19 protein-coding genes, 2 tRNA genes and 1 pseudogene are annotated in these 24,481 nt (G+C 72.8%); 13 read left to right on the top strand and 9 right to left on the bottom strand.

What is annotated here, in order from left to right:
• Positions 1–26: 26 nt before the first annotated feature.
• Complete coding sequence (locus ACYQ0U_RS11580; RefSeq protein ID WP_459972915.1) at positions 27–887, bottom strand: FAD-dependent oxidoreductase; 861 nt, start codon at positions 885–887, stop codon at positions 27–29.
• Positions 888–977: 90 nt separating this feature from the next.
• Between ACYQ0U_RS11580 and ACYQ0U_RS11575 the strand changes: the two genes are divergently transcribed.
• Both ACYQ0U_RS11575 and ACYQ0U_RS11570 read left to right on the top strand, forming a co-directional pair.
• Positions 978–3,026 carry an ATP-binding protein gene (locus tag ACYQ0U_RS11575; RefSeq protein WP_459972913.1) on the top strand — a complete coding sequence of 683 codons (2,049 nt, stop codon included), beginning with the start codon at positions 978–980 and terminating at the stop codon, positions 3,024–3,026.
• 32 nt (positions 3,027–3,058) lie between these two features.
• Entirely contained in the window at positions 3,059–5,107 is a 2,049-nt protein-coding gene (locus ACYQ0U_RS11570) for a penicillin acylase family protein (protein WP_459972911.1), read from the top strand.
• Between the two features lie 19 nt (positions 5,108–5,126).
• Here ACYQ0U_RS11570 and ACYQ0U_RS11565 read toward each other — a convergent pair whose 3' ends face one another.
• The 3 genes from ACYQ0U_RS11565 to orn all read right to left on the bottom strand — a co-directional run bounded on the left by ACYQ0U_RS11565 (position 5,127) and on the right by orn (position 6,895).
• Positions 5,127–5,978 carry a bifunctional helix-turn-helix transcriptional regulator/GNAT family N-acetyltransferase gene (locus ACYQ0U_RS11565; protein ID WP_459972908.1) on the bottom strand — a complete coding sequence of 284 codons (852 nt, stop codon included), beginning with the start codon at positions 5,976–5,978 and terminating at the stop codon, positions 5,127–5,129.
• Between the two features lie 142 nt (positions 5,979–6,120).
• A tRNA-His gene (locus tag ACYQ0U_RS11560) sits at positions 6,121–6,196 on the bottom strand.
• A 48-nt stretch (positions 6,197–6,244) separates the two neighbouring features.
• Entirely contained in the window at positions 6,245–6,895 is a 651-nt protein-coding gene (orn, locus tag ACYQ0U_RS11555; protein ID WP_459972906.1) for an oligoribonuclease, read from the bottom strand.
• A 64-nt stretch (positions 6,896–6,959) separates the two neighbouring features.
• Between orn and ACYQ0U_RS11550 the strand changes: the two genes are divergently transcribed.
• The 5 genes from ACYQ0U_RS11550 to ACYQ0U_RS11530 all read left to right on the top strand — a co-directional run bounded on the left by ACYQ0U_RS11550 (position 6,960) and on the right by ACYQ0U_RS11530 (position 11,028).
• A complete protein-coding gene (locus ACYQ0U_RS11550) occupies positions 6,960–7,430 on the top strand; it encodes a MauE/DoxX family redox-associated membrane protein (protein WP_459972904.1) in 471 nt (156 codons plus the stop codon).
• The gene (locus tag ACYQ0U_RS11545) at positions 7,430–8,164 is read left to right on the top strand and encodes a DsbA family protein (RefSeq protein WP_459972902.1); all 735 of its coding nucleotides are present in this window, start codon (positions 7,430–7,432) and stop codon (positions 8,162–8,164) included. Before ACYQ0U_RS11550 ends, ACYQ0U_RS11545 begins: the two co-directional genes overlap by 1 nt.
• A gap of 22 nt (positions 8,165–8,186) precedes the next feature.
• Positions 8,187–9,221, top strand: coding sequence for an adenosine deaminase (locus ACYQ0U_RS11540; protein WP_459972900.1), 1,035 nt, complete (start codon positions 8,187–8,189; stop codon positions 9,219–9,221).
• 109 nt (positions 9,222–9,330) lie between these two features.
• Complete coding sequence (locus ACYQ0U_RS11535) at positions 9,331–9,984, top strand: response regulator transcription factor (protein ID WP_459972898.1); 654 nt, start codon at positions 9,331–9,333, stop codon at positions 9,982–9,984.
• Between the two features lie 225 nt (positions 9,985–10,209).
• Positions 10,210–11,028, top strand: a complete 819-nt coding sequence (locus tag ACYQ0U_RS11530) for a glycosyltransferase family protein (RefSeq protein ID WP_459972896.1) — start codon at positions 10,210–10,212, stop codon at positions 11,026–11,028.
• Between the two features lie 179 nt (positions 11,029–11,207).
• Here the strand turns inward: ACYQ0U_RS11530 and ACYQ0U_RS11525 are convergent.
• Positions 11,208–12,150: pseudogene (locus tag ACYQ0U_RS11525) on the bottom strand (IS5 family transposase).
• Between the two features lie 469 nt (positions 12,151–12,619).
• Here ACYQ0U_RS11525 and ACYQ0U_RS11520 point away from each other — a divergent pair.
• A complete protein-coding gene (locus tag ACYQ0U_RS11520; protein WP_459972893.1) occupies positions 12,620–13,930 on the top strand; it encodes a sensor histidine kinase in 1,311 nt (436 codons plus the stop codon).
• Between the two features lie 524 nt (positions 13,931–14,454).
• Here ACYQ0U_RS11520 and ACYQ0U_RS11515 read toward each other — a convergent pair.
• Together ACYQ0U_RS11515 and ACYQ0U_RS11510 are read right to left on the bottom strand one after the other, a co-directional pair.
• A tRNA-Arg gene (locus tag ACYQ0U_RS11515) sits at positions 14,455–14,528 on the bottom strand.
• A gap of 192 nt (positions 14,529–14,720) precedes the next feature.
• The gene (locus ACYQ0U_RS11510; RefSeq protein WP_459972891.1) at positions 14,721–16,112 is read right to left on the bottom strand and encodes an aminopeptidase P family protein; all 1,392 of its coding nucleotides are present in this window, start codon (positions 16,110–16,112) and stop codon (positions 14,721–14,723) included.
• A gap of 57 nt (positions 16,113–16,169) precedes the next feature.
• Here ACYQ0U_RS11510 and ACYQ0U_RS11505 point away from each other — a divergent pair, with 57 nt between their 5' ends.
• The 4 genes from ACYQ0U_RS11505 (at position 16,170) to ACYQ0U_RS11490 (ending at position 21,377) form a co-directional block, all read left to right on the top strand.
• Positions 16,170–17,291 (top strand): PrsW family intramembrane metalloprotease, encoded by a 1,122-nt coding sequence (locus ACYQ0U_RS11505; protein ID WP_459972889.1) that lies wholly within the window; start codon positions 16,170–16,172, stop codon positions 17,289–17,291.
• Entirely contained in the window at positions 17,288–19,018 is a 1,731-nt protein-coding gene (locus ACYQ0U_RS11500; protein WP_459972887.1) for a dynamin family protein, read from the top strand. The genes ACYQ0U_RS11505 and ACYQ0U_RS11500 overlap by 4 nt, the downstream gene beginning before the upstream one ends.
• Positions 19,019–19,052: 34 nt before the next feature.
• Positions 19,053–20,708, top strand: a complete 1,656-nt coding sequence (locus ACYQ0U_RS11495) for a GTPase (protein WP_459972885.1) — start codon at positions 19,053–19,055, stop codon at positions 20,706–20,708.
• Positions 20,709–20,963: 255 nt separating this feature from the next.
• Entirely contained in the window at positions 20,964–21,377 is a 414-nt protein-coding gene (locus ACYQ0U_RS11490; RefSeq protein WP_459972884.1) for a single-stranded DNA-binding protein, read from the top strand.
• Positions 21,378–21,380: 3 nt separating this feature from the next.
• Here ACYQ0U_RS11490 and ACYQ0U_RS11485 read toward each other — a convergent pair whose 3' ends face one another.
• Both ACYQ0U_RS11485 and ACYQ0U_RS11480 read right to left on the bottom strand, forming a co-directional pair.
• Positions 21,381–22,148, bottom strand: a complete 768-nt coding sequence (locus ACYQ0U_RS11485; protein ID WP_459972882.1) for a hypothetical protein — start codon at positions 22,146–22,148, stop codon at positions 21,381–21,383.
• Positions 22,145–22,654: a SigE family RNA polymerase sigma factor gene (locus ACYQ0U_RS11480; RefSeq protein ID WP_459972879.1), complete on the bottom strand. Its 510-nt coding sequence runs from the start codon at positions 22,652–22,654 to the stop codon at positions 22,145–22,147. Before ACYQ0U_RS11480 ends, ACYQ0U_RS11485 begins: the two co-directional genes overlap by 4 nt.
• 116 nt (positions 22,655–22,770) lie before the next feature.
• On the opposite strand from ACYQ0U_RS11480, the gene ettA reads away from it, so the two are divergent.
• Positions 22,771–24,453 carry an energy-dependent translational throttle protein EttA gene (gene ettA, locus ACYQ0U_RS11475; RefSeq protein ID WP_459972877.1) on the top strand — a complete coding sequence of 561 codons (1,683 nt, stop codon included), beginning with the start codon at positions 22,771–22,773 and terminating at the stop codon, positions 24,451–24,453.
• Positions 24,454–24,481: the final 28 nt, after the last annotated feature.

The following is a 24,481-nucleotide window of genomic DNA, read 5'->3' as shown; positions in this document are numbered from 1 at the left end:
CCAGCCCGAAATCGAGGGGCCGTCCGTCACAGCCCGTCCAGGACGGCGTGCGCGGCGCTGTGTCCGCCCAGACCGGTGACGCCGCCGCCCCGGCGCGATCCGGATCCGCAGAGCAGCACCGGGTCGATGTCGGTCTGCACGCCCCACTGCTGGGCGGGGGTGTCCAGGCGGGCCCGGTTCGGCGCCCACGGCCAGTCCAGGTCGCCGTGGAACCAGTGGCCGCCCGGCATCGCGAACTCGCGTTCGACCTCCAGCGCCAGCTCCTCGTCCCCGTCCCAGCGGGGCTTGGTCGCGGGGTCCTCGGGCTCGCCGAGGAGGATCGACAGCACCCACGGCGCGACGTTCGCGAGGACGCGGCGGGCGGCCACGGTGTGGAACGCCAGGCCGTCATGCCAGGTCACCTCGGCCCCGTCGCCGCGGGCGCGGACGGCGCTGACACCGGCGCCGGTCAGCACCTCGACGCCGGCGTCGCCGGTGACGCGGTGGAGGGCCTCGACCGCCGCCGCTCCGCCGCCCAGCACTGCCGGCGTGCTCGCTCGCAGGCGGCGGTGGAGGTCGGTGGGGCTCGTCGCCAGCTCCTCCCAGTCCGCGACCTGCGCCCTGACGTCCCGCTCGAGCGGCAGCGGCCGGACCAGGGTCGGGAGCAGGGCCGCGGTGAGCTCGTCGGTCGCCGGCCGGTGCTGCAGCGTCAGGTCGAGCCCCAGGTCGGCGACGAGCGACTCCGGGAGTGCTGCCTCCGGGGACCGCCGGGCGGCGCCGCCGGGGAGGTCGAGCCGCTCGAGGACGAGCACGGAGCGGCCGGCGCGGGCGAGGTAGGCCGCCGCGACCAGACCGTTGTGGCCGCCGCCGACCACCACCACGTCGTACTCGCTCCTCGCCGAAGTCACCGACCCAACCTAGTAGCCCATCGGCAGGTCGCACGCGCAACAGCGCCCGGGCCCGCCAAGATGGGCTCAACGCAGCCGGAGGAGGGGACGTTGGGAGCGTCACGGGTCGCGCAGGTCGTCGGCCTGCTCGCAGCCATGGCGTGCTTCGGCGTATTCGCGGCCAGCTCCACCCCGGAGGGCTCGCACGGCATCGGCATCTGGCCGGTGGGCGTCGCGACGGCCGTGCTTATGCTCGCCCCGAGCCCCCGGACCGCGGTGCTGGCGGCGGTGCTGCCGGCCGCGCTGGTGGCGGTCATCGCGCTCATCGCGGTCGGCTCGCTGTGGGGTAGCGGCGAGTTCTCGCCCGGGGTCGCGCTCGGCCTCGGCCTCGGCCTGGCCGCCGAGGCCTGGGTGGCCTGGCGGATCCTCGCGCAGGGCAGGCACGAGCGGGCGCCGCTGCGCACCAGCGTCGACCTGGCCCGCTTCCTCGCCGCCGTGGCTGCCGGCGCCCTCGTGGTCGGCGCGTTCGCGGCGGTGACCAGCCTCGCGACCGGGTGGGGCGACCCCGGCCTGCTCGCCCTCTCGATCGGCGCGTCGAGCCTCGTCGCCCAGCTGACGATCGTCCCCCTGTTCTGCGCCGTGCGGAACCACGCCCCGATGGCCGGTCCGGTCGAGCGGCTCGCCCAGTGGGCGCTGATCGTCGTGCTCACGCCGGTCGTCTTCCTGCCCGAGTCCTTCCCGTCCGTGGTGTTCGTGCTGATCCCGGTCCTGGTGTGGGGCGCGCTGCGCGACAGCCCCTACGAGTCCATGGCCCAACTGCTGGCGGTGCTCGCGTGCGCGATCCCGATGACCACCTGGGGCTACGGGCCCTTCGCGAACGCCGGCCCGTCCTTCCACATCACCACCGACGTGCAGGGGATCCTGCTGGCCACCTTCGGCACCGTGTGCGCGCTGGTCACCCTGCCGCTGATGCTCACCGTCGGCGAGCAGATCGAGACCGCCCGGCAGGCCGCCGCCGAGCGCGACCTGGTGCAGAACATCGTCAACGGCGCCGCGGGCGTCGCGATCATCGGCACCGACCACGCGGGCGGGGTGACGCTCTTCAACCCCGGGGCCCAGCGGCTGCTGGGCTACACCGCCGAGGAGATGATCGGCACCACGACCCGGCGGCTGCACAGCGACCAGTCGGTCACGGACAAGGCCCGCGAGCTCGGCGTACCCGACGAGTTCGGGGCGGTGGCCGCGGCGCTGATCGGCCACGGCGCCGTGGACATGAAGTTCGTCCGCAAGGACGGCGAGGAGCGCAGCCACTCGATGTCGCTCGACCGGATCGAGGACGACCGCGGCAACACCATCGGCTACGTGAGCACCTCGGAGGACATCACCGAGCGGATCGAGGCCGAGCGCCGGCTCGTCGAGGCGCTCGCGACCGAGCGGCAGGCCGTGGAGCGGCTCCGGGAGGTCGACCAGGTCAAGGACGCGTTCGTGTCGAGCGTCAGCCACGAGCTGCGGACGCCGATCACCAGCATCCTCGGGTACACCGAGATGCTCGACGAGGGCGCCTACGGCCCGCTCGGGCCCGAGGCGCTCGACGCCGTGCGCCGGATCGGTGCGAACAGCACCCGCCTGCTCTCGCTCATCGACGACCTGCTGACGCTCTCGCGGGTGCAGGAGGAGGGCCTCGGCTTCGCGGACCGGCTGGTCGACCTGCGCAAGATCGTCGTGGCCGGCACCACCGTGGTCGCGCCGACGCTGGAGCGGCGCGCGCTCGAACTCACCGTCGACCTGCCCGACGACCCGATCCCGTTCCTCGGCGACCGCGACATGCTCGAGCGCGTGGTCATCAACCTGGTCGGGAACGCCGTGAAGTTCACGCCCGAGGGGGGCCAGGTCGGGGTCGTGGTCGGCACCGAGGGCACCGAGGCGGTGATCAGCGTCTCCGACAACGGCATCGGCATCCCGCGCGAGGAGCAGGAGCGGCTGTTCAGCCGGTTCTTCCGGTCCTCGCTCGCCCAGCAGCAGGCCATCCCCGGCAGCGGCCTGGGCCTCTCGATCGCCCACTCGATCATCGAGCAGCACGGCGGCTCGATGTCCGTCGAGTCCGCACCGGGCCAGGGCACCACGTTCCACGTCCGGCTGCCCCTGCTCACGGCGGCGTAGGTCAGGGGCGTCGGTCAGTAGGGTCACCTCGCATGGCCCGGATCCACCGCGACGTGTACGGCGTCCCGCACGTCCGGGCGACCTCGCTGTCCGACCTCGCGCACGGCCAGGGCGAAGTCACCGCGCGCGACCGGGCGTGGCAGCTGGAGTTCCTGCGCCGCCGCGCGACCGGCACCACCGCCGAGCTGCTCGGGGCGGCCGCGCTGCCGTGGGACCGGCTCGCCCGGCGTACCGGGTTGGCGGAGACGGCGCGCCGCGCCCACGCCCGGCTCCGGCCGGAGACCCGGGCGTTCGTCGCGGCCTACGTCGCGGGCGTGAACGCGGGGCGGCACGCCGACGGCCCGGAGTTCGAGCGCACCGGCGCTCACGCCGAGGCCTGGGAGCCGTGGACGCCGCTGGCCGTGTTCCTCGCCCAGCACCTGCTCTTCGCCAGCCTGCCGGGCAAGCTCTGGACCGCCCGCGCGCGTGAGGTGCTCGGGGAGGACGCCCGCCTGCTCTCGCACGAGGGCCCGACGGCGGGCGGCAGCAACGCGTGGGCGGTCGGCGGCGACCGGACGGCGTCCGGCTTCCCGCTGATCGGCGGCGACCCGCACCGGGTGATCGAGTCGCCCGGCGTCTACCAGCAGGTGCGGCTCAGCTGCGACGACTTCGACGTGACCGGGTTCGCGTTCCCCGGCGTGCCGGGCGTGCAGCACTTCGCCCACGCCGGCGACGTCGCGTGGGCGATCACGAACGCGATGGCCGACTGCCAGGACGTGTACGCCGAGCGGCTGCGCCGGACCGCGACCGGCGTCGAGGCGCTGGGGCCCGACGGCTGGGAGCCGGCGGCGGCGCACACCGAGACCGTCGCCGTCGCCGGACAGCGCGACGAGGTTGTGGAGGTGATCGTGACCGCCCGGGGCCCGGTCTTCGACGGGTCGGTCGAGGAGGGCCGCGGGCTCAGCCTGCGGGCGGCGTCGGCGGTGCTCGAGGACCTCGGCTTCGACGCGTTCCTGCCGCTGCTGCGCGCCCGCAGCGCCGCCGACGTCCTGCGGGCCCTCGATGGGTGGGTCGAGCCGGTCAACAACGTGGTGGTGGCCGACCGCGCGGGCGACGTCCGCTACCGGGTCGCCGGTCGGGTCCCGGTCCGCGCCGAGGCCAACCGCCACGGCGTCGTCGACGCCGCCGACCCGGGGGCTGCCTGGACCGGGTGGCTGACGGATCTGCCGGCGCACGCCGTACCGCCCGGCGGCCAGGTCGTGACCGCCAACGAGCGCCGCGGGCCGGAGAGCGCCCCGATCGGCACCGGCTTCGCGCCGCCGCACCGTGCGGCCCGCATCCACCAGCTGCTCGACGGCCGCGACGGCCTCACCACCGAGGACTTCCGCGCGATCCACGACGACGCGCTGCTGCTGCCGGCGCCGGCGTTCCAGGAGTTCCTCCGCGGCGTCGAGCCCGGACCCGACGGAGCGGTCGTGCGCGACGCGGTCCTCACGTGGGACGGCCGGATGGAGGCGACGTCGTACGGCGCCGCCGCGTTCGCCGCCTGGCGCGCGGCCTTCACGCGGCGGATCGCCGCCGAGCCGGTGTTCGCGCCGCTGGCCCGGCCGATCGTCGAGGACCAGGTGCTGCGGCCCTGGCTGGACGTGGCCGGGCGCATCGGCGGTGCGCTGGAGTCGCTGCTCGATGCCGGTGCGCCGTTCGGGCTCGACCTGCGAGCGCTCGCGCGCGCCGCGCTCGACGACGCCGCGGGCCACCCCGGGACGTGGGGCACCACCCACGTCATCGCGCCCGTGCACGCCTTCGGCGTCGCGGCGACCGGCCTCGAGCCACCACCGGTGCCGCCGCTGCCGGTGGCGGGCGACAACGACTGCGTGCGATGCACGGGCTCGGTGCCGGGCCTGACCGACGCCTGCTCGCGGGGCTCGGTCGCCCGCTACGTCTGGGACCTCGCCGACCGCCGGGCGAGCGGCTGGGTGGTCCCGCTGGGGGCCGCGGGCGACGCCCGCGACCCGCATCACCTCGACCAGCTGCCGCTCTGGGTGGCCGGCGAGCTCGCGCCGGTCGTCACCGACTGGGACCTGCTGACGGAGGATGCCTGATCATCCTGAGCCGCCCGGCCTACCGGAGGCGCTTCTCGAACCAGGCCTCCGCGTAGGGGTTGTCGTTGTACCGCTCGATCGGCGTGTAGCCGGCGCGCTCGTACATCGCGATCGCCTCCACCAGCGCGCCGTTCGTGTCGAGCACGACCCGGCGGTGGCCGAGCCGCCCGGCCAGCGCCTCGAGCTCGCGCAGCATCCGGGAGCCCAGCCCGGCCCCGCGCCACGCGTCGTCGACCCACATCCGCTTGATCTCCCCGGTCCCCGCCGACAGGGGCCGTACGCCGCCGTACGCGATCGGCGCGCCCGCGCTGGTCGCCAGCAGGAACCGGCCCTCGTGGTCGGGCTCGCCCGGGTCGAACCCGTGCGGGAACCGCTGGTCGAGCTCGGCGAAGTACCGGCCGGCGGCCTCGCGGGCCACCGGCTCGGACGGGTCGACCTCGTGCAGCGAGATGGTGGCCGCGCGGACGAGCAGGTCGGCGGTGCCGAGCGCCTCGGTCAGCCGGGCGCGCTGGCGGTCGGTCAGCGGTGCCACCAGGCGGGCGGCGAGCTCCTCGGACCGCTCGTCCAGCTCGCGCCACGCGCGCTCTCCCGCCGGGGTCAGGGTGGCGACCCGGCGGCGCCGGTCGGCGAGGTCGGGGTGCACGTCGACCAGCCCGTCGCCGCCGAGGTGTCGCAGCATCCGGGCGAGGTAGCCGGAGTCGAGGTCGAGGCGGTCGCGCAGGTCGCGGACGGTCGCGCCTCCCGGGCCGATCTCGAAGAGCAGCCGGGAGACGTTGAGCGGTCGGCCGGTGCCCAGGAACGACTCGTCGAGTGCGCCGATGCGCTGGGTGTAGGTCCGGTTGAAGCGGCGCAGCACGGCGGTGTCGTCCATCCTCTGACCATAGTCAGAGAATCCGCGCTGGACCATCCCTCGTGGCGCGCGTGGCCGGGGCGCGGGGCCTACGACGCACCGAGCCCCTGACCACATCGCTGAGGTCAGGGGCTCGACGGTGCCCGGGGACGCCCCGGGGACATGGGGTGAGTAACGGGACTCGAACCCGCGACATCTGCGACCACAACGCAGCGCTCTACCAGCTGAGCTATACCCACCATGCGGAACCCGGCCGAGGCCGAGGACCGGGGACGAGTGTAGGGGAGTCAGTCCTGTTCTGCGGAATCGGGTTCACCGGTCAGGCCGGTGAGCGATCCGCCGTGCTTGAGCGCGATCGCCCGGGCGACCTCGCTCTCCGGTCCGGGGGAGGGCACGAAGACGGCCTCGCGGTAGTAGCGGAGCTCCTCGATGCTCTCCTGGATGTCGGCGAGCGCGCGGTGGTTGCCGCGCTTGGCCGGCGCCTGGAAGTAGGCCCGGGGGAACCACCGTCGCGAGAGCTCCTTGATCGAGGAGACGTCGACGATCCGGTAGTGCAGGAACGTCTCGAGGTTCGGCATGTCCCGGGCCAGGAAGGACCGGTCGGTCGCGACCGTGTTGCCGGCCAGCGGCGGCCGGCTGCCGTCGGGGCAGTGCTCCTTGATGTAGGCGAGCACCCGCTCCTCGGCCTCGTCGAGGGAGAGGCCGAGGTCGAGCTCGTGGAGCAGGCCGGAGGTCTGGTGCATCTCGCGGACGAAGTCGTTCATCTGCGCGAGCGCCTCGGCCGGCGGCCTGATGATCAGGTCCACGCCGTCGCCGAGCACGTTCAGGTCGAAGTCGGTGACCAGGGCCGCGACCTCGATCAGCGCGTCGGCACCGAGGTCGAGCCCGGTCATCTCGCAGTCGATCCAGACGAGTCGCTCGTTCACGCAGGTCACCATAGTCGGGTGGTGTCGGGGCCCTCGTCTCAGTCACGGTTCAGGGTGGGCCCCTAGGGTCGGGGGCGTGAAGGAGTGGGCCGGACTCGTCGCACGTCTCGTGCTCGGCGGTGTCTGGCTGTACGCCGGCGGCGCGAAGGTCTTCGAGCCCGACCAGTCGGTGGCCGCCGTCCGGGCCTACGAGCTGCTGCCCGGGTCGCTCGCGCAGCCGGTCGGCCACCTGTTGCCGGTGGTCGAGGTGGTCCTCGGCGCGATGCTGGTCCTCGGGCTGCTGACCCGCGGTGCGGCGGTGGTCTCGGCCGTGCTCTTCGCGCTCTTCATCGTCGGCATCGCGTCGGTCTGGGCCCGCGGCATGACCATCGACTGCGGCTGCTTCGGCGGCGGGGGCTACGACCCCGACGCCGCCGAGAAGTACCCGTGGGAGATCGCCCGCGACGCCGCCCTGCTGCTGGTCTCCCTGTTCCTCGCCTGGCTCCCCTCCACCCGACTCTCCCTGGACGCACGGCTCTTCGCGCGTCCCGCACCAGAAGGACCGTGATGTCGAAGAAGAACCGCGCCACCGACCGCGCCTCCCGGGCCACCGCCGCCCTCGAGGAGCAGCAGCGCCAGGAGCGCCGCCGCCGGAGCCTGATGATCGGCGGCGTCGTCGTCGCTCTGGCCGCCGTCGTCGCCCTCGTGCTCGTCCTCCAGAGTGTCTTCGGTGGCGGGGTCGACGAGGAGCGGGTTCCGGCCGCCAACAGCGAGTTCGGGCTGACCATCGGGCCGGACGACGCCCCGCACACCGTCGTGATCTACGAGGACTTCCTCTGCCCCTACTGCGGCGAGCTCGAGCGCGCGACGCGCGACGACCTCGCGCAGCTCGCGGCGGACGGCCAGGTGCAGGTCGAGTACCGCCCGTTCAACCTGCTGAGCTCGTTGGGCGACTACTCCGAGCGCTCGGCCGGTGCCTTCTCGATCGTGCTCGAGCAGTCCGGCCCCGAGGTGGCGAAGGAGTTCCACGACCTGCTCTTCGACCACCAGCCCGACGAGTCCGGCCCGTTCCCGTCCGACGCCGACCTGGTCGACCTCGCGGTCGAGGCCGGCGCCGACGAGGCCGATGTGCGCGACGCGATCGAGAGCGAGGAGGGCGAGCAGTGGGTCGCCGACGCGACCCGGGCCGCGGACGACGCGGGTGTGCAGGGCACCCCGACGGTCCTTCTCGACGGCGAGGTCTTCCAGGACGGCCGGACCATCGACGACATGGCCGACAACCTCATTTCGCGGCTCCAGTGAGGTCGGTGCCACACTCCGGGGCGTGACGCTCTCCGACTTCATCGCCGGCCTCCCGAAGGCCGAGCTGCACGTCCACCACGTCGGGTCCGCCTCGCCCCGGATCGTGTCCGAGCTGGCCGCGCGCCACCCGGGCACGGTGCCGAGCGACCCCGACGAGCTGCGCCGGTTCTTCGCGTTCCGCGACTTCGCGCACTTCATCGAGGTCTACCTCGCGGTCGTCGACCTGATCCGCACGCCGGACGACATCCGCTATCTGACCCACGAGATCGGCCGCGAGATGGCGACCGGTCAGGGCCTGCGGTACGCCGAGCTCACCTGCACGCCGTACACCTCGGTGCGGCCGGACGCCGACGACAAGGGCATGCCGATCGAGGCCTACACCGAGGCGATCGAGGACGCGCGGGTCGCGGTCGAGCGCGACTTCGGCCTCGTGCTGCGGTGGATCTACGACATCCCCGGCGAGTCGGGCGTCCCGGCGGCCGACGCCACGCTCGATTACGCGCTCCACCACCGCACCGACGCGCTGGTCGGCTTCGGCCTCGGCGGGCCCGAGATCGGCGTGGGCCGCGCGCAGTTCGAGCCGCACTTCCGGGCCGCGCTCGCCGCGGGGTTGCACAGCGTGCCGCACGCCGGGGAGACCACCGGCCCCGAGACGGTCTGGGACTCGCTGCGGCTGCTGGGCGCCGAGCGGATCGGCCACGGCACCTCCTCCGCGCAGGACCCCGAGCTGCTCGCCCACCTGGCCGCCACCGGCATCGCGCTGGAGGTGTGCCCGTCGTCGAACATCGCGACCCGCGCCGTACCCACGCTGGAGGAGCACCCGATCCGGGCCTTCCGCGACGCGGGTGTGACGGTCACGGTGAACAGCGACGACCCGCCGATGTTCGGCACGTCGCTGAACCGGGAGTACGAGATCGCCGCGGACCTGCTCGAGCTCGACCAGGCCGGCGTGGCCGAGCTGGCGCGCACGGCGGTGCGCGCGTCGTTCGCCGAGGACGACGTGAAGGCGCGGATCGTGGGGGAGATCGACGCGTACCTCGCGGACCCGGGAAAGTAATCGGCCCCGCGAGCTCATACCAAGCGGGGCCACCACCTTTGTATCCCCGATCGGTCCGGAATCCTCGCATTGACGCGCGTGTCGAGCGCGTCACACCTAGACTGCGGGCATGTCGAGCGCGCCGATCAGGGTGGCGATCGTCAACGACTACGAGATCGTCGTTGCCGGTGTCGCCGCCATGCTCGCGCCGCACCACGACCGGGTGAACGTGGTGGAGCTCGACTCCGGGATGCCCGTGCTGAGCGACGTGGACGTGATCCTGTACGACACCTTCAGCCAGATCCAGGGCGACGGTGTCGACCTCGAGGACCTGGTGCGTGACAGCGACGCCCGGGTCGTGATCTTCAGCTGGACCCTCCAGGAGTCGGTGATCCGCAAGGCCATCGACCGCGGCGCGTCCGGCTACCTGTCCAAGGGCCTGTCCGCCGAGGAGATCGTGTCGGCGATCGAGGCCGTCCACGGTGGCGAGACCGTCGCGCCGCGGGACTCCGCCGGGGAGGTCGAGAGCCCGGACGGGGACTGGCCGGGCCGCGATCAGGGCCTGAGCGCGCGCGAGTCCGAGGTGCTCGCGCTGATCACGCAGGGCCTGAGCAACCAGGAGATCGCCGAGCGCACCTACCTCTCGATCAACTCGGTCAAGACCTACATCCGCACGGGCTACCGCAAGATCGGCGTCTCGCGCCGGTCGCAGGCGGTGGCGTGGGGCATGCGCCACGGCTTCGCGCCGGACCGGATGCGCAGCATCGACACGTCGCTGCGCTGACACTTCACCCCCTGGGGTCGCTTCGGCGCGGCCGCCCGGGGTACTCCGGGTCGTGACCACCACCGACCTGCGGGTCCCGCGGCCCCGCCATGCCACGCTGACCGTGGCCTCCGTCCCCTCGGGACACGTCTACGTCCGCCACCTCGACCCCGAGCACGGCCCCGCCGTGCGCCGGCTCGAGGATCCCGACCCGGTCCGCCGGAGGACCTGGCCGAGCTGGTCGGGGTGCTGCGCGACCGGGACAAGCCCCTCGTCTTCACCGTGCACGACCTGCGCCACCCTCACCACGAGCAGCGGGGCCCGCACGACGCGCAGCTCGACGTGCTGGTGCCGGCCGCCGACGAGCTGATCACGCTGACCCCCGGCGCGGCCGCCGAGATCGGCCGCCGCTGGGGTCGTACGGCGACGGTCCTCCCGCACCCGCACGTCGTCGACCTCCGCACCATGGGCGTCGCCCAGGACTGCCGCGCCCGGCGGCACGACGCCCCGTTCCGCGTCGGCCTGCACGTGACGAGCCTGCGGCCGAGCATGGATCCTCTGCGGATCCTGCCGACGCTCGTCGACACGGTGCGCGACCTCCCGGGAGCGGTGCTCCACGTCAACGTGCACCGCGACGTGCTCGACGACGACGGGTCGCGCTGCGACACCGAGCTGGCGGCGTACCTCCGCGCCGCCGAGGAGCGCGGCGACGTCGAGCTGCACGTGCACGACCACCTGTCCGACCAGGAGCTCTGGAACGACCTCGGCTCGCTCGACGTGTCCGTGCTGCCGCACCGCTTCGGCACCCACTCGGGATGGCTCGAGGCCTGCCGCGACCTCGGCACGACGGTGGTGGCTCCGACGTGCGGCTACTTCGCCGAGCAGGGCCCGGTGCTGGGCTACACGCACGACGAGACGACCTTCGACGCGGAGTCGCTCGACCGGTCGCTCCGGCTCGCCCACGCCCACCGCCCGCGGCTGGGCGCGTCGATCGACGAGCGCCGGGCGCAGCGGAACGCCGTCGCCGAGGCGCACGAGGTCCTCTACCGCTCCCTGGTGAGCTGACGCGGTGCGGATCCGTTGCGCCGCGGGGCGACTGGGTTCGCGCCGCCCGGGTACCCGATTAGACATGAGCGAACCCGAGATCCAGAAGGTCGAGGTGCTCCCCGAGGCCACGGAGGACACCGCGGACGTCGACGACGTGCCCGAGGAGCATCTCAACCGGCCCGACTAGGGCGTGTCTCCTAAGTTGCGAGCCAGATGGTGATGGCGCGTAGTACGACGGCACCTCGGTAGGTCGTGGCGAGCTTGTCGTAGCGGGTGGCGATGCCTCGCCATTGCTTGTGGTCGTTGAAGGATCGCTCGATCACGTTGCGGCCCTTGTACGCCTCCGCGTCGAGTGCCGGCGGCCTGCCGCCGGCCGAGCCGCGTCGCTTGCGATGCGCGATCTGGTCTGAGGGCTGCGGGATCACGGCCTTGATCCCACGGCTGCGTAGCGCGGCGCGGTTTCCCCGCGAGGAGTAGGCCTTGTCCCCGATGACCGCGGCCGGGCGAGTGCGCGGTCGACCGCGACCGATCCGGTCCACGGCGAGCTGGGCCAGCAGCGGCTGCAGCATCGTGGAGTCGCCGGCCTGACCGGCGGTGAGAGCGATGGCGAGCGGGCGGCCGTGGCCATCAACGAGCTGGTGGATCTTGGTCGACAACCCTCCGCGGGAGCGTCCGATCGCATGGTCGAGCGGCTCGACCCCCGGAACCAGATTCTTGTAGTTCGACTCAGCCCCCTGTGCGGGCCGCGGCTCGCGCGGCACGTGCCGCCCGAGAGTCACCGACCGGCTGCTCGACACGCCGCGCGTTGGTGGCGTGCTGGTGAGCGCGGTTGATCGTGGAATCCACGCTGACCATCCAGTCGATCTCGCCCGCCGCATCGGCCTCGGCCAACAGGCGAGCGTGGATCTTGTCCCACGTGCCGTCGGTCGAGAACCGGTGGTGTCGCTTCCAGATCGTCTGCCACGGACCGAACGAGGCCGGCAGATCACGCCACGCGATCCCCGTGCGGAAGCGGTAGATCACGCCCTCGACCACCTGGCGGTGGTCACGAAACGGCCGCGACTTCACCCCATCCGAAGACGGCATCAACGACGCGATCCGCTCCCACTGAGCATCGCTAAGGACCCGTTCACGAGACATGCACTCACCAAATCAGCTAATCACCGCTGAACTAGGGAGACACGCCCTAGCCCGACTTCGACCCGGCCGAGCGGGAGCCGTTCGACGACCCCGAGCCCGGCACTCTCCCGGGCTCGATCTCCCCGGACGCCAAGGGCTCGCCGGAGTGATCCTTCCCGGACCCGCGGCGCGCCGCCGTGACAGCCGAATTGCGCAGACCAAGGTCCGCAGAGCGACGTCTGGCGGGTGAGCGCTGGTGATCCCGAACGCCGGGAGGCATCGTCGACCGGGCATCCTGAGCCGCCGGCGCCGTCTCAGGAGCGAAGTCCGGGCGGGTCCTACCACCGGCCTGCCCGGGCGCCCGAGCGGCGCCAGCGGCGCGCGTCCGTCGCGAGGAGGTCCGATGTCGCCGCGACCAGCGACCGCTGCGCAGCCGGTTCCGGGGACGAGTCGGCACCGAAGAGGGACGAACTTCGTAGAACTGCTCGTCGTGGCGAGCGCGGCCGTGGTGGCCTATGGCGTGGCGTCGCAGTTCGAGGCGTTCGAGTGGTTCGTCGGCTGGAGTCGTTCTCACGAGTCGTGGCAGCTTGACGAGGTCCTCGTTGCCGCGGTGGTCTCGACGGTGGCCTTGGCGGTGTACTCATGGCGCCGATACCGCGAGACCCAGCGTGAGACGGAGCGATTGAGGTTGGCCGAGGCCTCGCTGGAGGAGACGACGCAGCGGTACCGGTCCTTGTTCGAGTTCAACCCCTTCGCTGTGGTCTCCATCGACACCGAGGGCCGGTTCGTGGAGTCCAACGCCGCGGCGGTGGAGTTGCTCGGCCTACGGCCCGGGGAGCTGCGTGGTGCTCACTTCGGCGTCCTGGTGGACCCCGCTGACCGTGAAGAGGCCGAACGTCGGTTCGCCGGCATGGTGAGCGGCGAGGCGCAGCGCTTCGACCTGACCGTCGAACGCCGCAACGGCGAGATGGCCGACCTGCGCATCACCGGTGTGCCCATCGTCGTGGCCGGTCGAGTCATCGGCGCCTACGACCTCATCGAGGACGTCACCTCCGCCAACCGCCTGCTCGCCGAGCTGGAGCAGGCGACTCGCGACGCGGCCGCCGCCAGTGAGGCGAAGTCGTTGTTCCTGGCCAACATGAGCCACGAGATCCGGACCCCGTTGACCTCGATGCTGGCCGTCGCCGAGCTGTTCGAGGACACCGAGCCGAGCCGGATACAGCAGGACCTCCTCGCCAGGATGAGCCGCTCCGGTCGGCGGCTACGGCGGGTCATCGACTCCATCTTGGACTTCTCGGCGATCGAGGCTGGGGTGGCGGAGCTGCGGAGCGTCGACTTCGACCCGCGGGAGGTCCTCGAGGACGCCGCCGACGAGGCCCGTGAGCCCGCCCGTAGGAGGGGTCTCCAGCTGCGTCTGGAGGTGGACCCGCACCTTCCGGCCCAGATGACCGGCGACCCCGAGCGCGTCCTTCAGGTCGTGTCCAGCCTTCTCGAGAACGCCGTGAAGTTCACCGCCACCGGTTCGATCGTCGTGACAGCGACCGCAGCCGACGACGGATCCTCCGCGCTGATCACCGTCACCGACACCGGCGTCGGCCTGAGCACATCCGAGCAGGAGTCCGTCTTCGAGTCCTTCCGGCAGGTCGACCCGAGTGTGACGCGCCACCATGGCGGCAGCGGTCTAGGGCTGGCGATCTGCAAGCGTCTCGTCGAGGACATGGGCGGCGACATCTGGGTCACCAGCACCCCCGGCGAAGGAAGCACGTTCGCGTTCCGGCTCCCGGTGCACCCGGATCAGTAGATCGACGAACCGGCTCACTGTCCTCCTTGCTTGAACGCCCCGCCGCCACGTCCCATGGCGGCCGCTCTTCTCGACCGTACGGATCGGACGGTTGCTCGCCTCCTCTGATTTGGGGACGCGGCGGAGATCGACTTTGACGCACGATGGGGCGGTCGATTCGGGCGCACGATGGGGAGGTTGCTTCCAGGCCGGCTGGCCACTCGCATCGGGGAGGTGTCGCTCGCCAAGAGCACCAGCACCCTTCGACCGCAATCAAAGGGGGCGCCGCGGGTGCGAGTGGGGCCGCCCCGGCACGACGACGGAAAAGGGGCCCCGGCACCGGTCAACTCACGCAGGCTTCGACCGGGCCGGGGCCCCTTGGTCGGCGGCAAGAGGCCGGGCGCCGGTCCGCCGGCGCGGCCTTCGCGATCCCGATGCGACGGCGAACGCGATGAACATCAAGGTGGTCGACGTCGCGGCCTCTCGCCCCGAGGCCCGACAGCTGCTGTGAGAGATCCACGGGCCTGACCTGCGCAAACGCTCGGCGCCCCCGGCAGGATTCGAACCTGCGACCGTCGGATTAGAAGGCCGATGCTCTATCCAGCTGAGCTACGGAGGCCGAGGCGGTCTCACCGCCCGGGTCAGTATGGCTCACGGCCGGAGCCGCGTCCCTGCCAGCCCGGCTCGCGGTTGCCGATCCGACGCCGTCGATGCCGGGCGGCCATGGCCAATCCGCTCCCGATGGGTTCCTCGCCCTCACGCTCGCCACGTCCCGCGCCCAGCCCGGGTGATGCGCGCCTCCGCGAGGTGATCAGCGCCGGTGCGCGGCCATCCACTCCTCGACGTCGGCGGAGGTGCGGGGGAGGGCGGCGGAGAGGTTCTCCCAGCCGTCGGCGGTGACGAGGATGTCGTCCTCGATCCGGATGCCGATGCCGCGCAGCTCCTCGGGGACGAGCAGGTCGTCCTCCTGGAAGTACAGGCCCGGCTCGACGGTCAGCACCATGCCCTCGGCGAGGGTGCCCTCGGTGTAGGCCTCGGTCGAGGCCCGGCCGCAGTCGTGCACGTCCATGCCGAGCATGTGGCTGGTGCCGTGCAGCGTCCACCGCGCGTAGACCCGGCTCTCGGGGTCGAGCGCCTCCTCGACCGACACCGGCAGCAGCTTCAGGTCCGCGAGGGCGTGCGCGAGCACCTCCATGGCGGCGTGGTGCGCGGCCTTGAAGGGTACGCCGGGGCGGACGGCCTCGATGCCGGCCTGCTGGGCGGCGTACACGACGTCGTAGAGCTCGCGCTGGAGCGGCGTGAAGCGGCCGTCGACGGGCAGCGTGCGCGTCACGTCGGCGGTGTAGAGCGAGCGGTTCTCGACACCCATGTCGAGCAGCACGAGCGTGCCCGGGGTGATCGGGCCGGTGTTGTCGATCCAGTGGAGCGTCGTGGCGTGCGAGCCGCCGCCGACGATCGAGTCGTAGCCGATGTCGTTGCCCATCGCGCGGGCGCGGCGGAAGAACGTGCCCTCGATCCAGCGCTCGCCGAACTCCAGCACGCGGTCCCACTCGCGGACCGAGTCCTCGAAGCCGAGCGTGGTGATGTCGCAGGCCTCCTGGAGCTGGTCGACCTCCCACTGGTCCTTGACCAGCCGCAGCTCGGAGGCGACGCGCGCGAGGTCGTCGTCGGTGGTGATGTCGCGGGTCTTGCGGTCGTCGTCGAAGGACGGGAGGTCCTCGATGTGCTTGACCTCGAGGCCCAGGGAGTCGCTCATTTCCTTCAGCGACGGGCGGCGGCCGGCCCACAGCTCGCCGTACTGCCGGTCGCGGAAGAACTCGTCGGTCTCGCGCGAGGAGCGCGGGCGCGCGTAGAGCACGGACTCGCCGTCCTCGACGACCAGGACGGCGTCGCTGGTCTGGTTGCCGGAGAAGTAGGTGTGCGCGGTGTCCGGGCGGAAGCGGTAGTCGGTGTCGTTGGAGCGCACCTTGTAGGTGCCGGCCGGCAGCACCAGCCGCTCGCCCGGGAACGCCTCGGCGAGCTTCGCCCGGCGGCGGGCCGCGGGCTCCGCGACCTCCATCACGGGCAGCTCCAACTCCCGGTCGCCCCAGCCCTTCCGCATGAAGGCGGCGTACGCCGCCGGGACGGCGGGGTCGTGGCTCTCCGTCGCCGGCTGGGTCGCCGGCTGGGTCGCCGGCTGGGTCGTGGGCTGCTCCTCGTTCACCCGCCCACTGTACGCCGCGGCCCCTGGCCCGGCGCCGCCCCGGATAGGCTGCGTCTCATGCCCAGACCGCGCCGCGAGAGCGTCATCTTCACGGTCGTCGTGACCGTGCTGGTGAGCCTCGGGGCGCTCGCGATCCTCGCGGTCCTGGCCCTCTCGGGCGCGCCCCGGTCGCTGCTGCTGGCGACCGTGCTGGCCGCCGTACCCGTGGGGCCGCTGGTGGCCTGCTACCTGTGGCTGGACCGCTACGAGCCCGAGCCGCGCTCGCTGCTCGCCTCGGGCCTGCTGTGGGGCTGCTTCGTGGCGACCGCCGCGGCGCTGGTGCTCCAGGGCGTCGGCGGGTTCGTGATCGCGTTCACCGACCGGCAGAGCCTCGGGATCGTCGCGCCGGTGACGGAGGAGGCCAGCAAGGGCCTGTTCCTCCTGCTGCTCCTGTGGTGGCGGCGGGCGGAGCTGGACGGCGTACTCGACGGCATCGTCTACGCCGGCATGGTCGGCATCGGCTTCGCCTTCACCGAGAACATCCTCTACCTCGCGGCCGCCTACAACGGCACCGACGGGACCGGCCCCGGCGGCACCGAGGCGCTGACCGCGACCTTCGTGGTGCGCTGCCTGATCAGCCCGTTCGCGCACCCGCTGTTCACGACGTTCGCCGGCATCGGGGTCGGCCTGGCGGTGAACGCCCGCAGCGGAGCCGCCCGGGTGCTGTGGCCGCTCGGCGGGTACTTCGTGGCCGTGGTCGCCCATGCCGTCTGGAACACCTCGACCGTCTACGGCTTCGACAACTTCGTCCTCCTCTACGTCGTGCTGATGGCGCCGGCGTTCCTGGTGGTGGCCGGCATCGCGGTGTGGGTGCGCAGCAGCGAGCGGCGGATGCTCGCGGCGGCGCTGGCCGACGCCGCCCGACGTGGGCTGGTCCCGGCGACCGACATCGGCTGGGTCGTCGACCTCCGCGCCCGGCGCCGCAGCCGGTCCTATGCCCGGGCGCACGGCGGCCGCGCGGCCGAGCGGGCGATGCGCGACTACCAGCAGGCCGCGATCGAGCTCGGGTTCCTGCACTACCGTTTGCTCCGCGGCACGCCGCCGCCCGACTACGCGGCACGCGGCCAGCAGTTCCTCCAGCGGATCAACGCCCTCCGGCCGTTGATCGCCTTCCCCGGACAGGTGGTACCCACCCGATGAGCGTGTCGCGCGACCAGAACACCCGGATGCTCACCGCCCTGGTGCAGCTCCACGGTGCCCTCCAGGCCGCCGAGCTCCCGCTCGACGTGGACGGGATCGCCGATGCCCGGGCGTCGCGCCAGCGGATGATCGACCAGCTCGAGGACTACGCCATCCCGCGGCAGACCAGTGTCGACGCACCGCTGCTGGTGGTCGTCGGCGGCTCGACCGGCGCCGGCAAGTCCACGCTGGTCAACTCGCTCGTGGGCCACCGCGTGACCGCTCCCGGCCTGCTGCGCCCGACCACCCGCTCGCCCGTCCTCGTGCACCACCCGGACGACGCGCACTGGTTCGGCCGCGAGCGACTGCTGCCCGACCTGGTCCGCGTCGCCCACAGCACCGACGACCAGGACTCGATCCAGCTGGTCGCCTCGGACACCGTGCCCGAGGGCATCGCGATCCTCGACGCGCCCGACGTCGACTCGGTCGAGGAGCGCAACCGGACGCTCGCCGCCCAGCTCCTCGACGCCGCCGACCTCTGGCTGTTCGTCACCTCGGCCGCCCGCTACTCCGACCAGGTCCCGTGGGAGCACCTGCGCACCGCCGCCGATCGCGGCGCCGCGGTCGCGGTCGTCCTCGACCGGACGCCCGCGGACTCCGTCCCGACGGTCGCCGCCCACCTCGCCCGGATGCTGGCCAGCCGGGGGCTCAAGGACTCGCCGCTGTTCACCGTCGGCGAGTCGACGGTCTCCGAGGAGGGGCTCCTCCCGGCCGCGGTCGTCGCCGACATCCGCGGCTGGCTGGTCGCGCTCGCGGCCGACGGCGAGGCCCGCGGCTCCGTCGTGCGCCAGACCCTCGACGGAGCCGTACGCTCGCTGGCTCGCGGCTCGCACCGGATCGCGGACGCGGCCGAGGCCCAGGTGAGCACGGCCCAGGAGCTGCGCGACCAGGTCGACACGGCGTACGACGCGGGCGCGGAGGCGCTCGTCGCCGAGGCCGCCGACGGGACGCTGCTGCGGGGCGAGGTGCTGGCGCGCTGGCAGGACCTCATCGGCACCGGCGAGCTGCTGCGCACGCTCGACCAGGGGGGCCGACTGCGCGACCGCGTGGTCAACGCTGTCCGCGGCACGCCCCAGTCCGCCGAGCGCGTCGCGCTCGCGATCGAGGCGGGGGTGGAGTCGATCGTGCTCGACCACGCCGAGGGTGCGGCCGAGGCGGCCGCCACGGTGTGGGAGACCGGCGAGGCCGGCCGGGGGCTGCTCGCCGGCCGCCACGAGCTGGTCCGCGCGTCCTCCGACATCCGCCGCCGCGCCGAGGCGGAGGTCCGCGCCTGGCAGCACGAGGTCGTCGAGCTGGTGAAGGGCGAGGGCGCCGAGAAGCGCGCCAGCGCCCGCTACCTCGCGTACGGCGCGCAGGGGCTCGGCGTCGCGCTGATGGTCCTCGCGCTCACCCGCACCGCCGAGGGGGGCGCCGCGAGCGCTGCCGTCCCGGGGCGCACGCTGCTCGACGCCGTACTCGGGGCGGAGACGGTGCCGTCGATGGTCGAGCGGACCGGGGCCTCCTTGGACCGCCGGCTGGCCGCCCTGCTGGCCACGGACCGGCAGCGCTTCCACCAGGTCCTGGACGACCTCGACCTCAGTCCCCGCGCGGCTCGCCAGCTGCGTGACGCCAGCCGCCGCGTCGACGACCGCCGGTTCGAGCAGAGCCGAGTCGGAGCCGATACCGCGCCCGTGGACGGCACGCCCTAGGCTTGGAGGTCAGCCCAGTCCGTCGAGGGAGAACATGACGTCCACGCTCGAGGGTGCCAAGCTCCTGGTCACCCGTGGCACCGACATCGGTGCTCGTATCGAGGGCCTCGACGCCGCCACGCGGGCAGCGCGCGGCCGGCTCGACGACGCCCTCGTCGACGACGCCCAGGCGGTCGTCGACCGGGCCACCGGCCGGCTGAAGCTGTCGGCGCAGCACACGGTCGTCGGCATCGCCGGCGCCACCGGCTCGGGCAAGTCCTCGACGTTCAACGCGCTGACCGGGCTGGAGCTCTCCGCCGTCGGCGTACGCCGGCCCACGACGTCGTGGGCCTCGGCCTGCGTGTGGGGCACCGACGGAGCCGAGGAGCTGCTCGAGTGGCTGGGCATCCCGCCGCGGCACCAGACGACGCGCGACTCGATGCTCGACACCGGCCGCCGCGACCAGCAGCCCGAGCTCGACGGCGTCGTCCTGCTCGACCTGCCCGACCACGACTCCACCGAGGTCGCCCACCACCTCGAGGTGGACCGGCTCGTCGACCTCGCCGACCTGCTCGTCTGGGTGCTCGACCCGCAGAAGTACGCCGACGCCGCGATCCACGACCGCTACCTGGCTCCGTCCGCGGCCCACCAGGACGTGATGATCGTGGTGCTGAACCACATCGACACCGTGCCCGACGAGCGCCGCGAGTCGATGCTCGCCGACGTGCGCCGCCTGCTCGACGCCGACGGCCTCGACCGGGTGCCGGTCATGCCGGTCAGCGCCCGGCTGGGCACCGGCGTCCCCGAGCTGCGCGCCGAGATCGCCCGCCGCGCCGCAGAGAAGCAGGCGACCCGCTCCCGGGTCGACGCCGACGTGCGCGCGGCCGCCGAGCGGCTCGCCGAGGCGACCGGCGACGCCCCGACGCGGGTCCTCTCCGAGCAGCGGGCCGCTGCCCTCGACGACGCGTTCGCCGAGGCCGCCGGCGTGCCCGTGCTGGTGGAGGCCGTGGAGCGCTCGACCCGGCAGCGGGTCGGCCGGGCCACGGGCTGGCCGGTCACGGTCTGGCTGGGCGGCATCAAGCCCGACCCGGCCAAGCGCCTCGACCTGGACCTGGGTGCCGCCGGCCGCGAGCTCAGTGGCCGCGGGCCGGGTGGCGTCTCCGGGGCCACGCAGGTGCAGCGCGCCCGCGTCGACACCGAGGTCCGTGCGCTGGCCGACGAGATGTCGCAGGGCATGACCCAGCCGTGGGTCGACGCCGTGCACCGGGCCTCCGTCGCTCACCTCGACGACCTCGGCGACCGTCTCGACGCGGCACTCGCCGCTGCCGAGGTGCGCGCCGCCCGGACGCCGTGGTGGGCCGGCGCCCTCCGCGTCGTGCAGTGGCTGCTGCTCGTCGCGGCCGTGGCCGGGCTCGTGTGGACCGGCGTACTGCTCGGCTCCGACAAGCTCGCCGACCCCGACACCCCGCAGGTCGCCGGCGTCCCGCTCGCGATCGTGCTCCTGGTCGGCGGCCTGGGCCTGGGCAGCCTCATCGGGGCGGTCGCCCATCTGGGCGTCGCCGGCATCGCCCGCAGGCGGGCCGAGAACGCCGACCACCGCCTGCGCACGGCGGTCGCCGACGTCTCCAACGAGCTCGTCGTCGTCCCCGTCGAGACCGAGCTCGAGGCCTACACCGCCGTCCGCAGCGGCGTCGACCGCGCGCGCAGCTGACCCTGCTGCTCGTCGGGCCGGTCGCCGCCGCTTGCTTGTAACGCCGGGTTATCTGCTCCTCCCACGGGGATGCAACCTCCTGTGAGGAGCCAATAACCCGGCGTTACAAGGCGCGCTCGCCGACCGGCCCGCACGCCGTCCACAGGCGCCCTCTCCCGCATCGCTCTCCCCAGCCCCCGCCCGGACCGGGCGCCGATGTCGGCGTCGCCGCCGAGCCTCGAACCGATCACCCGGATCGAGGCAAGGAGAGAACCCATGAACGACTGCACCATCACCGTCCGCGGCTGGCTGGGCGCGGACGTCGTCCAGCGCGACGCCGGCGGCGTGCCGGTGGCGAGCTTCCGGCTCGCCTGCACCCCGCGGAAGTTCAACCGCCGCACGGAGTCCTGGTCCGACGGCGAGACGCAGTGGTACACCGTGTCCTGCTGGCGCGGGCTCGCGGAGAACTGCATGAAGTCGCTGCGCCGCGGCGACCCCGTCGTCGTGCACGGCCGGCTCCAGGTGCGGCCCTACGTCAACAGCAACGACGTCGAGGTGATCTCCTTCGAGATCGACGCGGTCCACGTCGGTCACGACCTGAGCCGCGGCACCAGCGTGTTCACGAGGGCCCCGCGGCAGGACGGGACGGAGCAGCAGGCCGCGCCGGACCCGGGGGAGGCCGCCGCGTGAGGCTCAGCCCCGCGGGGTCCACTCCTGCCAGAGCGGGCTGGCGGCGATCTCCGCCAGCTGGGCCGGCCGCACGGGCGGGACCGCCCGGTCGGTCGTGGACCCGACGCCCCACTTGTCGTCGGAGCTGTTGGACGCCGCGGCGTAGACGATGCCGCCGTCCGGGAGGAGCCAGGTGGCCTCGATCGTGACCACGCCGCCGGTCTCCCACCGGACCAGCCGGCCGGTGCCGTCGCCCAGCTCGGTGCAGGCGTCCGCCTCTGAGGCGTTGCCCGGGCAGGTCATGACGTCCTCGGCGAACGACGAGGTGTCGAACGGCGGGTAGAGCACGACGTTCATGCCACCCGCCGGCTCTCCCTCGTCGAGCACGTCGACCTGGACCCATCCGCCGGTGGGCTTGTCGCCGGGCGCGAGCTCCTCGTCGCCGAGGTTCTCGTCGGTGACCGTGCTCCGGGCGGGCAGGAGGTGGGCCAGGGTGTCGCGCATGACGCCGCCCGACATGTCCCACCAGCCCGCCGGGCGCACGTAGGTGTCGGGGGACGGGTCGCCCGTGTCATGCGCGATCCGGTCGTCGGCGTTGTCGGTACCCGCGAGGGACGGCAGCGTCAGACCGGCGGCCAGCGCGGTCACGACGACACCGCCGAGCGCGGCGATCGCGCGGCGGCGCCGGCGGACGACGCGACCACGCGTCAGCGCGCCCTCGCGCAGGCGGTCGGTCGGGACGTCGAGGTCAGCCAGGGTGCGGTCCAGGAACTCGTGGAGGTCGGTGCTCATCGTGCGCTCCCGTTCGTCTGCGGGTCGGAGAGGAGTTCGCGCAGCGACTTCAGCGCGCGCAGGCTGCGGTTCTTCACGGCCGCCTGGGACAGCCCGAGGTCGGCGGCGGTCTGGGCGACGCTGCGGTCCTCCCAGAAGCGGAGCACGACCACCGCCCGGTCGACCGGGCCGAGCTCGGCCAGCGCGGCCAGCAGCGCGACCCGGTCGGCGGGGTCGGCGTCGGCCGTGGACCGCTCCGGCAGGTCCCGGGCCGGCAGCTCGCCCGAGCTGCGTCGGCGCCGGTCGGAGAGGAAGGACTTCACCAGCACCCCGTGCACATACGCCACCGGGTCGTGGGCGGAGCGCACCCGCCACCAGGCGGCGTACGCCTTGGCGAGCGCGGTCTGCACGAGGTCCTCCGCGGCGTGCGGTGACATCGTCAGCAGGTAGGCGCTGCGGTAGAGCTGCGGCGACCGTGCGGCCACGAACTCCGAGAACTCGTCGTCGCGGCGAGTGGATCGGCTCACGGGGCCTCCATCGGTGTCCGGGTCTCGTCCGGCCTCCCCGGTGGAGGCCCGTCACCCTACAGACGCGACGGCCCCCGATGAGGTCTCACGCCCGCCCCGTCACTAGGCTCGGGGGCATGGCGGAGTATGTGTTCACCCTGCGCAACGTGCGCAAGGCCCACGGTGACAAGGTCGTCCTCGACAACGTGACGCTGTCGTTCCTGCACGGCGCGAAGATCGGCGTGGTCGGACCGAACGGCACCGGCAAGTCCTCGCTGCTGCGGATCATGGCGGGCCTCGACCACGCCAACAACGGCGACGCGATCCTCGACCCGGAGGCCACGGTCGGCATGCTCCAGCAGGAGCCGCCGCTCACCGAGGGCAAGACCGTCCAGGAGAACGTCGAGGAGGCCGTCGGCGAGATCAAGGCGAAGATGAAGCGCCTCGACGAGCTCTACATGGCGATGGGTGACCCCGACGCCGACCTGGACAAGCTGAACGAGGAGGCGGGCAACCTCCAGAGCGAGCTCGACGCGGCCAACGTCTGGGACCTCGACAGCCGCCTCGAGCAGGCGATGGACGCGCTGCGCTGCCCGCCGCCGGACGCGATCGTGGACAACCTCTCCGGTGGCGAGCGCCGCCGGGTCGCGCTCTGCAAGCTGCTGCTCCAGCAGCCCGACCTGCTGCTGCTCGACGAGCCCACCAACCACCTCGACGCCGAGTCGGTGCAGTGGCTCGAGGGCCACCTGAAGTCCTACCCGGGCGCCGTCCTGGCGATCACCCACGACCGGTACTTCCTCGACAACGTCGCCGAGTGGATCCTCGAGCTCGACCGGGGCCAGACCCACCCCTACGAGGGCAACTACTCCACCTACCTGGAGACCAAGAAGGAGCGCCTCAAGATCGAGGGGCAGAAGGACGCCAAGCGCGCCAAGATGCTGGAGAAGGAGCTCGAGTGGGTCCGCTCCAACGCCAAGGCGCGGCAGACCAAGAGCCGCTCCCGCCTCGCGCGCTACGAGGAGATGGCGGCCGAGGCCGACCGGGCGCGCAAGATCGACACCTCCGAGATCAACATCCCGGCCGGTCCGCGCCTCGGTGACGTCGTCCTGGAGGCCAAGGGCCTGACCAAGGGCTTCGAGGGGCGCACCCTCATGCACGACCTGTCGTTCTCGCTGCCGCGCGCCGGCATCGTCGGCGTCATCGGCCCGAACGGCGTCGGCAAGACCACGCTGTTCCGGATGATCACCGGCGGCGAGCAGCCCGACGCGGGCACGCTCACGGTGGGTCAGACCGTGAAGATCTCCTACGTCGACCAGAGCCGGGGCGGCATCGACCCGAACAAGAACGTCTGGGAGGTCGTCTCCGACGGCCTGGACTTCATCAAGGTCGCGAACTTCGAGATGAACTCGCGCGCCTACGTCGCGTCGTTCGGCTTCAAGGGCCCGGACCAGCAGAAGAAGGCCGGCGTGCTGTCCGGAGGTGAGCGCAACCGCCTCAACCTCGCGCTCACGCTGAAGATGGGCGGCAACCTGCTGCTGCTCGACGAGCCGACCAACGACCTCGACGTCGAGACCCTGTCCTCCCTCGAGGACGCGATCCTCGACTTCCCGGGCTGCGCCGTGGTCACGTCCCACGACCGGTGGTTCCTCGACCGCGTCGCGACGCACATCCTCGCCTGGGAGGGTGACGACGAGGACGGCGGCAAGTGGTTCTGGTTCGAGGGCAACTTCGCCTCGTACGAGGAGAACAAGGTCGAGCGCCTCGGCATCGAGGCGGCCCGCCCGCACCGGGTGACCCACCGCCGCCTCACCCGCGACTGAGCAGTCCGCGGGCGGCGCGTGGACCGCA

This window comes from Nocardioides pyridinolyticus (assembly GCF_054653575.1).
The sequence above is the reverse complement of the archived record's forward strand: the minus strand, read 5'-3'. Positions and strand labels throughout refer to the sequence as shown.

Excerpts from the sequence above, each read along its gene's own strand:
- ACYQ0U_RS11535 (WP_459972898.1), top strand. The coding sequence starts at position 9,331 with ATGTCGAGCGCGCCGATCAGGGTGGCGATCGTCAACGACTACGAGATC.
- orn (WP_459972906.1), bottom strand. The coding sequence starts at position 6,895 with ATGGTGACCTGCGTGAACGAGCGACTCGTCTGGATCGACTGCGAGATG.
- ACYQ0U_RS11570 (WP_459972911.1), top strand. The coding sequence starts at position 3,059 with ATGGCCCGGATCCACCGCGACGTGTACGGCGTCCCGCACGTCCGGGCG.
- ACYQ0U_RS11500 (WP_459972887.1), top strand. The coding sequence starts at position 17,288 with ATGAGCGTGTCGCGCGACCAGAACACCCGGATGCTCACCGCCCTGGTG.
- ACYQ0U_RS11485 (WP_459972882.1), bottom strand. The coding sequence starts at position 22,148 with ATGAGCACCGACCTCCACGAGTTCCTGGACCGCACCCTGGCTGACCTC.
- ACYQ0U_RS11545 (WP_459972902.1), top strand. The coding sequence starts at position 7,430 with ATGTCGAAGAAGAACCGCGCCACCGACCGCGCCTCCCGGGCCACCGCC.
- ACYQ0U_RS11565 (WP_459972908.1), bottom strand. The coding sequence starts at position 5,978 with ATGGACGACACCGCCGTGCTGCGCCGCTTCAACCGGACCTACACCCAG.
- ACYQ0U_RS11505 (WP_459972889.1), top strand. The coding sequence starts at position 16,170 with ATGCCCAGACCGCGCCGCGAGAGCGTCATCTTCACGGTCGTCGTGACC.
- ettA (WP_459972877.1), top strand. The coding sequence starts at position 22,771 with ATGGCGGAGTATGTGTTCACCCTGCGCAACGTGCGCAAGGCCCACGGT.
- ACYQ0U_RS11495 (WP_459972885.1), top strand. The coding sequence starts at position 19,053 with ATGACGTCCACGCTCGAGGGTGCCAAGCTCCTGGTCACCCGTGGCACC.
- ACYQ0U_RS11490 (WP_459972884.1), top strand. The coding sequence starts at position 20,964 with ATGAACGACTGCACCATCACCGTCCGCGGCTGGCTGGGCGCGGACGTC.